Below are 11,556 nucleotides of genomic sequence, written 5' to 3' on the forward strand. Positions count from 1 at the left end.
TGTAGGAGCTGCCGAGCAAAGCGAGGCTGCGATCTTTTGATCTTTCGCGCGAAATTCAATCGAACTCGGAAAGATCGCAGCCTCGCTTTGCTCGGCAGCTCCTACAGAGCCCAGCGGGATTGCGTGTCAGGTTGTAGCTTCCGGCTCTTTCAACGCCGCCAACACCAACGGATGCAACACCGCATCCGGATGCTTCTCCTGCCATGCGCCCAGCTCCCGGCGCATGCCCGGCGTCCAGAAGCTCTTGATGTGCTGGCGGATGCCATTCACCGCCAGCGCCTGGTCAGGCTCGGTGGCGAAGTACCGGGCGATCTCGTTGGCCATCTTGATCAGGTTCTGCGAGCTCATCGGCGCACCTCGGCTTTTTCGGCATGGCGACGTTCCCTGAGCAGACGGCTTTGTTCATCGCTGAAGGCCTGGTAACGCTTCTGCCATTCCGAAGGCTGGCTGACCCGTACGATTTCCACCGCCGTCACCTTGTATTCCGGGCAGTTGGTGGCCCAGTCGGAGTTGTCGGTGGTGATCACGTTGGCGCCGGATTCGGGGAAGTGGAACGTGGTGTAGACCACGCCCGGCGCCACCCGCTCGGTCACTTTGGCCCGCAGAACGGTCTGCCCGGCGCGGCTGCCGATACCGACCCAGTCTTCGTCTACAATCCCGCGGTTCTCGGCGTCGGTTGGATGGATTTCCAGGCGATCTTCCTCATGCCAGGCGACGTTGTCGGTGCGCCGGGTCTGGGCGCCGACGTTGTACTGGCTGAGGATGCGCCCGGTGGTCAGCAACAGCGGATAACGGCTGTTGACCTTCTCTTCGGTGGGCACGTAGCCGGTGAGCATGAAGCGCCCCTTGCCCCGCACGAATTCCTCGATGTGCATGGTCGGCGTGCCGTCCGGCGCGGCGTCGTTGCACGGCCATTGCAGGCTGCCGTGGCGCTCCAGTTCAGCGTAGCTGACGCGGCTGAAGGTCGGCGTCAAACGGGCGATTTCATCCATGATTTCCGAAGGATGGCGGTAGTCCATCTTGTAGCCCAAGGCATCGGCCAGGGCGATGGTGGCTTCCCAGTCGGCCTTGCCGGCCAACGGGTCCATCACCTTGCGCACGCGGGAGATGCGACGCTCGGCGTTGGTGAAGGTGCCGTCCTTTTCCAGGAACGAGCTGCCCGGCAGGAACACGTGGGCGAACTTGGCCGTTTCGTTGAGGAAGATGTCCTGGACGATCACGCATTCCAACGCGGACAGTGCAGCGGTCACGTGTTGGGTGTTCGGATCGCTCTGGGCGATGTCTTCGCCTTGGCAGTAAAGCGCCTTGAAGGTGCCGTCCAGCGCCGCCTCGAACATGTTCGGGATGCGCAGGCCCGGGTCGGGTTGCAAGGTCACGTTCCAGGCCTGCTCGAATTGGGCACGGACCGCTTCGTTGGAGATGTGCCGGTAGCCGGGCAGTTCGTGGGGGAACGAACCCATGTCGCACGAACCCTGGACGTTGTTCTGCCCCCGCAACGGGTTCACGCCGACGCCTTCGCGACCAATGTTGCCGGTGGCCATGGCGAGGTTGGCGATACCCATCACCGAGGTGCTGCCCTGGCTGTGCTCGGTGACGCCGAGGCCATAGTAGATGGCCGCGTTGCCACCCGTGGCGTAGACCCGCGCGGCGGCGCGGATCTGTTCGGCAGGCACGCCGCACACCGGGCCGAGTTCCTCGGGCGAGTTTTCCGGCAGGCTGACAAAATCGCGCCAGCGGGAAAAGTCCGTCGCCTCGCAACGCGCCTTGACGAAAGGCTCGTCAACAAGGCCTTCGGTGACGATCACATGGGCCAACGCGTTGAGCATCGCCACGTTGGTGCCCGGACGCAGTTGCAAGTGCAGTTCGGCGCGTGCGTGGGGCGAATCCACCAGGTCGATGCGCCGTGGGTCGATGACGATCAGCCGTGCACCCTGGCGCAGGCGGCGCTTGAGTTGCGAGCCGAACACCGGGTGCGCGTCGGTGGGGTTGGCGCCCATCACCAGGATGACGTCGGCTTTCATCACCGAATCGAAATTCTGCGTACCAGCGGACTCACCCAAGGTTTGCTTGAGGCCATAGCCGGTCGGCGAATGGCAGACACGGGCGCAGGTGTCGACGTTGTTGTTGCCGAACGCCGTGCGCACCAGTTTCTGCACCAGGTAGGTTTCTTCGTTGGTGCAGCGGCTGGAGGTGATGCCACCGATGGAGTCGCGCCCGTACTTGAGCTGGATGCGCCGCAGCTCACTGGCGGCGTAGGTGACCGCCTCGTCCCAGCTGACTTCCTGCCACGGGTCGTTGATGTGCTTGCGGATCATTGGCTTGGTGATGCGGTCCGGGTGCGTCGCGTAGCCCCAGGCGAAGCGGCCCTTGACGCAGGAGTGGCCGTGGTTGGCCTGGCCGTTCTTGTCCGGGACCATGCGCACCAGCTGTTCACCTTTCATCTCGGCGCGGAACGAGCAACCCACGCCGCAATAGGCGCAAGTGGTGATGACGCTGCGCTCCGGCTGGCCGATCTCCACCACGCTCTTGTCGATCAGCGTGGCCGTCGGGCAGGCCTGGACGCAGGCACCACAGGACACGCATTCGGAATCGAGGAAGTTCTCACCGCCGGCCGCTTCCACCCGGGAATCGAAGCCGCGCCCGCTGATGGTCAGGGCGAAGGTGCCCTGGATTTCCTCGCAGGCGCGTACGCAGCGACTGCAGACGATGCACTTGCTCGGGTCGTAGTCGAAATAAGGGTTGGACACGTCCTTGGCTTCGGCGAGGTGATTGGCGCCTTCGTAGCCGTAGCGCACCTCGCGCAAGCCCACCTGCCCCGCCACGGTCTGCAATTCGCAGTTACCGTTGGCCGGGCACGTCAGGCAGTCCAGCGGGTGGTCGGAAATGTACAGTTCCATCACGTTGCGGCGTAGCGTGGCGAGCTTGGACGTTTGCGTGCGAACCACCATGCCGGCGGTCACCGGCGTCGTGCACGAGGCCGGATATCCACGCATGCCGTCGATTTCCACCAGGCACATGCGGCAGGAGCCGAAGGCTTCCAGGCTGTCGGTGGCGCACAGTTTGGGGATGGTGGTGCCGAGCAAGGCCGCCGCGCGCATCACCGAAGTGCCGGAGGGGACGCTGATTTCACGCCCGTCGATGGTCAGGCTGACCTGCACGTCGCTTTCGCGGGCCGGGGTGCCCAGGTCGATGTCGCTGGCTGGATCGAAGATAGTGATCATTGGTCGGCCTCCGAGGTCGCCAGACCGAAGTCGGCGGGGAAATGCTTGAGGGCGCTGGCGACGGGGTAGGACGTCATCCCACCGAGGGCACAGAGCGAGCCGTATTGCAGCGTGTCGCAAAGGTCATGCAGCAACAACGCCTGTTCCTGGCGGGCATTGGCATCGGTGCTGGCGAGCAGGCGATCCACCACCTCGACGCCACGGGTCGAACCGATGCGGCACGGCGTGCACTTGCCGCAGGATTCCTCGGCGCAGAACTGCAAGGCGAACCGGGCCATCCTGGCCATGTCCAGGCTGTCATCGGCGACTACCACGCCACCGTGGCCGAGCATCGCGCCCATGGCGGCGAACGCTTCGTAGTCCAGCGGCGTATCGAACTGCGCCGGTGGCACCCAGGCGCCCAGCGGCCCGCCGACTTGCGCGGCCTTCAGCGGACGCCCGCTGGCGGTGCCGCCGCCGTACTCTTCCACCAATTCGCGCAGGCTCAGGCCGAACGCCCGCTCCACCAGGCCGCCGTGACGAACGTTGCCGGCCAATTGGAACGGCATGGTGCCCAGGGACCGGCCCATGCCGAAATCACGATAGAACTGCGCGCCCTTTTCCAGGATCACCGGCACCGAGGCCAGCGTCACCACGTTATGCACCAGCGTCGGCAAACCGAACAGGCCCTGCAACGCCGGCAGCGGTGGCTTGGCGCGCACCGTGCCGCGCTTGCCTTCGAGGGATTCGAGCAGCGCGGTTTCCTCGCCACAGATGTAGGCACCGGCGCCGACCCGGACTTCAAGCTCGAAGGCGCGGCCACTGCCGCCCACATCCACGCCCAGGTAACCGGCCTCGCGGGCGATGCGCAGCGCTTGGTTCAGGGTGCTGACGGCGTCCGGGTATTCCGAGCGCACGTAGATGTAACCCATCGTCGCGCCGACGGCGATGCCGGCGATGATCATCCCTTCGATCAGCAGGAACGGGTCGCCTTCCATCAGCATGCGGTCGGCGAAGGTGCCGGAGTCGCCTTCATCGGCATTGCAGACCACGTATTTCTGCGGCCCCGGGGCGTCGCGCACGGTGCGCCACTTGATGCCCGCCGGGAACGCCGCGCCGCCTCGGCCGCGCAGGCCGGAATCCAACACTTGGGCAACCACCTCGGCGCCCTCCGTCTGGATCGCCCGGGCCAGGCCGAGGAACCCGCCCTGGGCGCGGTAGTCGTCGAGGGACAATGGCTGGGTGATGCCGGCACGGGCGAACAACAGGCGTTGCTGGCTCTTGAGGTAGGGAATGTGCTCAACCAACCCCAATGCCGTTGGATGGCTGCCAGGATCACCCGCCAGCGCATCGAGCAGGCCCGGTACGTCCTGGGCGGTGACCGGGCCAAAACCCAAGCGTCCTTCTGGCGTGTCCAGTTCTACCAACGGTTCCAGCCAATAAAGCCCACGGGAACTGGTGCGCAACACCTGCAATGGCAATTGACGCCGCTGGGCCTCGCGGACCAGCGCATCGGCCACCTTGTCCGCACCAACGGCGCAGGCCACTGAATCACGGGGAATGCAGAGGGTCAGCATGGACCGTCCTCCAGGCAACCATTCACCAACTGGCGCAGGCGTTCCGGGGTCAACCGCGCGTGCAGTTCCCCATCCAGTTCCAGGGCCGGCGAGCAGACACAGGCGCCGAGGCAATAGACCGGTCGCAGGCTGATGGCCCCATCGGCGCTGGTGCCGTGATCGTCCAGCGAAAGCTGCTCGCGCAACTGCGCCGCCAGGCCCTCGGCCCCCATGCTCTGGCACGACTCGGCCCGGCACAGGCGCAGGGTGTGGCGCGCCGGTGGCGTGGTGCGAAAGTCATGGTAGAAGCTGATCACGCCGCGCACTTCAGCCTGGCTGAGGTTGAGGGCATGGGAGATTTCAGGGACGGCGGCGTCGGGAACGTACCCGCACCCTTCCTGGATGGCATGGAGGATCGGCAACAAGGCACCGGGGGTGTCCTTCTCGCGCGCCAGCACGCTGTGGATCAGAGGCAGGTGAAGCGTCTCATCAGGCATAAACGAACCTCGGCATCTCGAAGGACACCGCTGCGTAGCGGTAGCCATTCGGAGTCTTGGCGGCGGCGTCCGGCCCACGTCACGGTAGCGTGGCACTCCGATCGCCATTCTCGCTCTCCGGCCAGGTGTCTTTGGCGCACTTGGTCCGGGGCATCTTCACAGCTTGCCACTCCCGGGGGCTGGCGATTGCACATGGACGACGAAACGTGTCCTGAAAGCGACGCCTGATGTTTTTTGGCCTTACGGGCCAGCAGGCAACGGTTTCGAGGCATCCCCCTGGACGTCTTTGCGCAACGCGTTGGCAACCAGTGTAAACGCAGGTGACGGTTGGCGCCGGCTCGGGTAGTACAGATAGTAGCCTGAGAACGGCGGGCACCACGCTTCCAATACGCGCACCAACCTGCCGTCCTGAAGGTACGGTTCAAATTCTTCTTCCGGCAGGTAGGCAATGCCCAGCCCGGCCATTGCCCCCTGCACGATATGAGTCGACGTGTTGAAGATGAGTTGGCCGTCCACTCGCACGTTCACTTGCTTGCCTCGTTGCTCAAAATCCCAGACATAGAGCCCGCCGGAGGTCGGCATGCGCTGGTTGATACAACGATGGCTCATCAGGTCGCGGGGGTGCTCAGGGATGGCGCGGCTGGCGAAGTACGCTGGCGAAGCCACCGCGGCCATCCGCAAGGGTGGGCCGATCGGCACCGCCACCATGTCCTTGTCGATGGTGTCGCCCAGGCGCACACCCGCATCGAAACGGTCCGCGACGATGTCGCGAAAGCCGTAGCTGACATCAAACTCGACGTTGATGTCCGGGTACTCGTGCAACAGCCCGGTCAGTTTCGGCAGCAAGGTCGTACGCAGGACATGATCGCCGCAGGTGATGCGCACGGTGCCGGCGGGCTTGTCGCGCAGCTCGGTGAGCCTGTCCAGCTCCGTCTCTATCTCGTCGAAGCGATTGCCGATGGCCTGAAGCAAGCGTTCGCCGGCAAGGGTTGGCGAAACGCTGCGGGTGGTCCGCGTCAGCAGCCTGATTTGCAAGCGCGATTCCAGGCCGTTGATGGCCTGGCTCAGCGCCGATTGCGTAACGCCCAGCGCATTGGCGGCACGGGTGAAACTGCCTTCGCGCGCCACCGTCACGAAAGACAGCAGATCGTTGAGATTTCTTCTGACCATGGCGAAACGCTTCAAAGGTTATTGATTAGCCTTGCTTATAGCCTCTTTAAGCATTCATTAGCTAGTCGCACAAGTGTCCGCGCGTCACCATTGCTCCCATGAACAGAAACGAATTCGGGGCATCGCGATGAGACCGGTCTGGCTGGGTTTGCTGGCGTCAGCGTTGGTGCTTGGCAGCTACGGGACAACATCCGATGCCGCATCGGCACCTTCAATAACGGAGCAACCTGACATGTGGATGACCGTCGGCGAGCAACGCTTTGCCATTACCTTGGCTGACAACGCGGCCACCCGTGCATTTGTCACGTTATTACCGCTGACGTTGAAGATGAGTGATCTCAACCGCAACGAGAAATACGCCTCCCTTGCGCAGAAGCTGCCCGCTCAAGCGAGCAAGCCGGGAACGATCCACAACGGCGACCTGATGCTGTACGGCACCGACACCCTGGTCGTCTTCTATTCGACCTTCGACTCGACCTACGCCTACACACGCCTGGGGCATGTAGACGATGCCGCCAGGTTGGCGCAAGCGTTGGGCCGGCGAGACGTGCAGGTGACGTTTTCCCAGAACTGACTACTCCGCACCGACAGGATTCCCCATGAAAAAGATCATCGTTTTATTAACCCTTCTGTTCAGTTCCCTCTCAGCAATAGGAGCCGATATGTCCAACGGCGCAGACAACTTCTACACCAGTGACGAAGTCACCGTGCAAAAGGTCAACTTCAAGAACCAGTATCAAATGAACGTCGCGGGAAACCTGTTCATTCCGAAGAACCTCAATGGCAAGAAAAGCAATCCGGCGATTGTCGTGGGCCATCCAATGGGCGCTGTGAAGGAGCAGAGCGCGAATCTATATGCGACGAAGATGGCGGAAAAAGGCTTCGTGACCCTCTCCCTCGACCTCTCATTCTGGGGCGAAAGCGAGGGCCAGCCGCGCAATGCGGTTTCGCCGGATATCTACGCCGAGGACTTCAGCGCGGCAGTGGACTTTCTCAGCGCCCAGCCCTTCGTCGACAAGGAACGCATTGGGGCCATTGGCATCTGTGGCAGCGGCAGCTTCGTGATCAGCGCCGCCAAGATCGACCCGCGCATGAAAGCCATCGCCACCGTGAGCATGTATGACATGGGCGGCGTCAATCGCAACGGGTTGAAGCATTCCCAGACGCTCGATCAACGCCGGGCCATCATCGCCCAGGCCACCCAGCAGCGTAACGTCGAGTTCGCCGGCGGTGAAACGCTGTACACCAGCGGCACCGTGCATGAACTGGATGAAAATACCCACCCGATCCAACGGGAGTTCTACGACTTCTACCGCACCCCGCGCGGCGAGTTCACGCCGGCCAGCTCGTCGAAAGACCTGACCACGCACCCAACGCTGACCAGCAACATCAAGTTCATGAATTTCTATCCGCTCAATGACATCGAGACCATCTCGCCTCACCCAATGCTGTTCATCGCCGGCGCCGATGCGCACTCCCGTGAGTTCAGCGAAGAGGCCTACAAGCTCGCCGGTCAACCCAAGGAACTGGTGATCATTCCTGGGGCCGGGCATGTGGATCTTTATGATCGGATCGATCTGATTCCGTTTGACAAGTTGACGAGTTTCTTTCAAAACAACCTGAAGTGATATCGAGCGTCAACCGAGATCAAAAAAGCCATGGATGAACGTGTTGCCATCCTCAAGAACCAGATCCGCGCTGTTGTGGTCGCAGGCGGCTCGGACGAAATAACCTATCAATCCGAATGGCTCGGCTACATGCCCTTCCCCGTCGATCACTGGGTTGAACATCAAGGCAAGACGTTCTCCGGCGACTTTCCTTTTGACTGGACGCTCGAGGACTTGGCCGTTCTTGAGCGCACGGGTTTCCTGGAAACAATCGAAGCTTACGAAAACCCGGAAGACCGGTTTGATCGGTGTATCCGGTATCGCGTGCATATCCGACGCGGGTAACGCTGGCCTTTCGTTGCTGACGCTTGCTCTTTGAGCAAACACGGCTAGGCAGGCCCATGGCCAATCGTCGACTCTACGCCGACCGCACTTCCAAGAGCCTTTACCCGTGCCTGAACAACCGAGCGATTTCGCTTACACAAAACGCTTCGACGCCGTCCTGGCCTACATCGATACCCATCTCGAAGGGGATCTGTCGGTAAAGGCGCTGAGTGATGTGGCGAACTTCTCGGTGTTTCACTTCCATCGACAATTTACTGCGTACACGGGCGTGCCCGTTTCACGTTATGTGCAACTGATGCGGCTGCGTCAGGCGGCACATCGCCTGATCGCAAACGCAGATTACTCGGTACTGGACGCGGCATTGGATACAGGTTTTCAGAGTCCCGAGGCCTTTTGCCGGGCGTTCGGACGAGCGTTCGGCATGGCGCCGAGTGTGTTCAGGAAGAACCCGAACTGGCAGGTCTGGAATACGGTGTTTGCCATTCCCCATTTCTCAAGGAATATCCTCATGCACGTTCGAATCGTTGAATGCCCTGAAATCAAGGTAGCAACGCTTGAGCACCGCGGACCTGCGGGGCTCGTCAATGAAAGCGTGCGCCAGTTCATCGAGTGGCGCATGCGCAGCGGACAATCGCCGGTGGCGACAAGCCGCACGTTCGGCATCCCTTACGGCAATCCCGATACGACACCGCCACACGCTTTCCGCTTCGCGATCTGTGGCGAGATTGACGAGGATGTGGCGCCGAACGAGTTCGGCGTCCAGCCGCTTGTCATACCCGGCGGCCGCTATGTCGTGGTTCGCCACGGGGGATCACCGGATCACATCGGCGAAACGATCTACCCGATCTATCGCGACTGGCTTCCCGCGAGCGGCGAAGAGCTTCGGGACCAGCCGCTGTTCTTCCACTATCTGAGCGTCTATCCGGAGACGCCACAAGATCAATGGCAAACCGATGTGTATGTTCCGCTGCAATAGAGGAATCGTGCAAAACCGCCCTATTTGATCTCCATCAGCCGCAAGGACGGTGAGCCATCCAGTGAAAGGTGGATGACCGCCGCCCTGCTGGGGAAATTCGGCGCATCGTCGTCGGTGTTTTCCATTACGGGGATGTCGATCAAGGTCTGCTCACCCGCCGGGTCGCTGACCAGCTTGGCGTCCAACTTATCGATCGCCCGCCAGCTGTCACCGCCGATGCGCATCACGTCCAACAGACTGTAATGCGGCACGCCTTCTTCGTTCTCCTCGGGATTGAAGACCGCCAGGTACTGGCTGTAGTTGTTACCCATCCCGAAACCCTCGAGGGTGAAGACCGCGAGCGTGACCTGGCTGTCCTCACCGGTATCCAGGGTCTGCACCAGCGTCGCTTCGGGATAGCCAGTGGCATAGCTGTCCTTGAGCAGCGCCACCAAGTGCCCGACCTGCTGTTCCAGGGCTTTGGGGATTTTCGGCTCGGCGGCGTGGGCCAGGGTGCAGGCGAAAAACAGGGTAGCGGTGAGCAGGCGCAATTTCATCGAGTGGGGTCCGCGGTGTTGGGAGGTCAGCGCGGATATTAGCGCGCCGAGCAAACGCGAGTAGCTTATTTTGCCAAGTTTGCCATATGGCGCACAGCTGTACAGATCGTGCAGGGAGATTCACATCCGAGCGTGCGCAATTTGGGCAACCAAAGGTGCAGCAAGGGCAAAACGTTTCACTCCCACACCTTATATCTAAAGGTGTTGCCTTATCAGATTTCCGAAGACTTGAGTTCGGCAAAGCGTAGCTGACCGCTTTGCCCGGCGACTATTTAACCGTAACGGTTCGATGGCTCGACCAACCTGACACTTGCCCATTGTATGTTTGCTTGGCTGTATAGGTATATGTGCCTGGACTTAACTGAGCGCCGTCGATGTACCAATATCCAAGGCCGTCCGCAACAGCCTTATTGAAACAATATCCTCCACCCTGTAGGCAGACCTCTACCGTGGCGCCTGGCTGGCTTTTTCCTGAAATTCTAAAACCATTTTTCACGGCCAATTCCTTCATTGGACTGAAAATCCACGGTGGATCCGAGTACCCCGGCAGAGTTCCCGCACCGGCGGTGACTTCTTGATCCAGGTTAGAAAATTCAAACTTAGCGTCCTCGGTTGGGCTCGCCGGGAGGGTCAGTTTTATAATCGGAACGACGATGCCTCCAGTTTTTTTATAGAAGTCTTTCTGGTTGGATCTGGCATCCACCAATCCGGGCGTATCTGTGTAGAAAAAAGCCTGAATGGGCAACGTGTTTGGGGTACCCCTTGGCCAGGCACGCAGCTGCAATTCATTCCACTCGTTGAACCCATTGATTTTCTGTTTGGCCTTAAGTGATTCATAAAAATAAGTAGCGCTTCCAGGAGTTCCGCTGTCCACCATAAATCCGCATTGATCCAGATAGGGGTTGCTGCTTGTGCTTGCGCGCCAATGTTGCACCCATGCGTCCGAATTAAGGACGTTCTGCAGTTGACAGGGGCTACTACGAACATGGGGAATAATGGCGACTACGTTACCGTTGCCGTCCTTGGTCATCTCCGTCAACGTCTGGCATGGCGCACCGCGATGCCAATCCCAGGCATCCATTGGAAACGAGCAGAGAGCCTCAGTCAGCAATTTACCGGCGGGCGAAGTGAGTTTCGGATAGATGATGTACCCGTTTTTGGTTTGACCCGCCCAGGCGAGTACTTTGAACTTTGCATCGGCACGCAAATAAGAAAACGAAATGACGTTGCGCTGCACGGACCTGTCACTGGGATCCCATATGTCGAACCCGACACCTCTTGATGTGACCCGTAGAATAACCCCACTGCAAAGGAGCGCAGGGCTGTTATCCGTGCCACAGTTCGGAGCTGTATTGGCATATCGACTCCTGAGATCAGCTACTGTTGCATTACCGTCCTCAATTGAACTGGGTGTCGTATCACCCTGAACCCATTGAGCAGCCACTTGTTGACAGACAACTAACAGACCCGCCCCAAAAAAGAATAATGACTTTTTCATTGCACCGCCCTCATCAAGCATGAACGACGGTTCATTAATTAGAGGACAAGCTATTTCTGTTCTACTGTCAGATCTGACAGTGCCGACAGACGGCGGATTTTGATCGCCTGGACAGATTGAAGGGGCAAGGGCTGGCGAAAGAGAAAGCGAGAATCGAGGTATTCGTTCACA

At 60.4% G+C, this 11,556-nt stretch carries 11 protein-coding genes; 4 read left to right on the forward strand and 7 right to left on the reverse strand.

Features of this window, described 5'->3' with window-relative positions; translation table 11 throughout:
* Window positions 1-126: 126 nt before the first annotated feature.
* The 5 genes from OC610_RS12495 to OC610_RS12515 form a co-directional block, all read right to left on the reverse strand.
* Window positions 127-348 (reverse strand): formate dehydrogenase subunit delta, encoded by a 222-nt coding sequence (locus OC610_RS12495; protein WP_264428042.1) that lies wholly within the window; start codon window positions 346-348, stop codon window positions 127-129.
* On the reverse strand, window positions 345-3,221 hold the full coding sequence (gene fdhF, locus OC610_RS12500; RefSeq protein WP_264428044.1) for a formate dehydrogenase subunit alpha: 2,877 nt from the start codon (window positions 3,219-3,221) through the stop codon (window positions 345-347). The genes OC610_RS12495 and fdhF overlap by 4 nt, the downstream gene beginning before the upstream one ends.
* Entirely contained in the window at window positions 3,218-4,777 is a 1,560-nt protein-coding gene (locus OC610_RS12505) for a formate dehydrogenase beta subunit (protein ID WP_264428046.1), read from the reverse strand. The genes fdhF and OC610_RS12505 overlap by 4 nt, the downstream gene beginning before the upstream one ends.
* Complete coding sequence (locus OC610_RS12510; RefSeq protein WP_264428049.1) at window positions 4,771-5,253, reverse strand: formate dehydrogenase subunit gamma; 483 nt, start codon at window positions 5,251-5,253, stop codon at window positions 4,771-4,773. Before OC610_RS12510 ends, OC610_RS12505 begins: the two co-directional genes overlap by 7 nt.
* Window positions 5,254-5,493: 240 nt before the next feature.
* Window positions 5,494-6,423: a LysR family transcriptional regulator gene (locus tag OC610_RS12515; RefSeq protein WP_264428051.1), complete on the reverse strand. Its 930-nt coding sequence runs from the start codon at window positions 6,421-6,423 to the stop codon at window positions 5,494-5,496.
* 127 nt (window positions 6,424-6,550) lie between these two features.
* On the opposite strand from OC610_RS12515, the gene OC610_RS12520 reads away from it, so the two are divergent.
* From OC610_RS12520 to OC610_RS12535, 4 genes are all read left to right on the forward strand, one after another.
* Window positions 6,551-6,997, forward strand: a complete 447-nt coding sequence (locus tag OC610_RS12520; RefSeq protein ID WP_264428053.1) for a cyclophilin-like fold protein — start codon at window positions 6,551-6,553, stop codon at window positions 6,995-6,997.
* A gap of 25 nt (window positions 6,998-7,022) precedes the next feature.
* Window positions 7,023-8,051: an alpha/beta hydrolase gene (locus tag OC610_RS12525; protein ID WP_264428056.1), complete on the forward strand. Its 1,029-nt coding sequence runs from the start codon at window positions 7,023-7,025 to the stop codon at window positions 8,049-8,051.
* Between the two features lie 30 nt (window positions 8,052-8,081).
* Window positions 8,082-8,375, forward strand: a complete 294-nt coding sequence (locus tag OC610_RS12530; RefSeq protein ID WP_264428058.1) for a hypothetical protein — start codon at window positions 8,082-8,084, stop codon at window positions 8,373-8,375.
* Between the two features lie 106 nt (window positions 8,376-8,481).
* The gene (locus tag OC610_RS12535; protein ID WP_264428060.1) at window positions 8,482-9,351 is read left to right on the forward strand and encodes an AraC family transcriptional regulator; all 870 of its coding nucleotides are present in this window, start codon (window positions 8,482-8,484) and stop codon (window positions 9,349-9,351) included.
* A 20-nt stretch (window positions 9,352-9,371) separates the two neighbouring features.
* Here OC610_RS12535 and OC610_RS12540 read toward each other — a convergent pair whose 3' ends face one another.
* Window positions 9,372-9,887 carry a hypothetical protein gene (locus OC610_RS12540; protein ID WP_264428061.1) on the reverse strand — a complete coding sequence of 172 codons (516 nt, stop codon included), beginning with the start codon at window positions 9,885-9,887 and terminating at the stop codon, window positions 9,372-9,374.
* Window positions 9,888-10,155: 268 nt separating this feature from the next.
* On the reverse strand, window positions 10,156-11,556 hold a 1,401-nt coding region (locus OC610_RS12545; RefSeq protein ID WP_264428062.1), incomplete at its 5' end, for a hypothetical protein.

This window comes from Pseudomonas agronomica (assembly GCF_025917275.1).
GTDB classification, from domain to species: Bacteria; Pseudomonadota; Gammaproteobacteria; order Pseudomonadales; family Pseudomonadaceae; genus Aquipseudomonas; species Aquipseudomonas agronomica.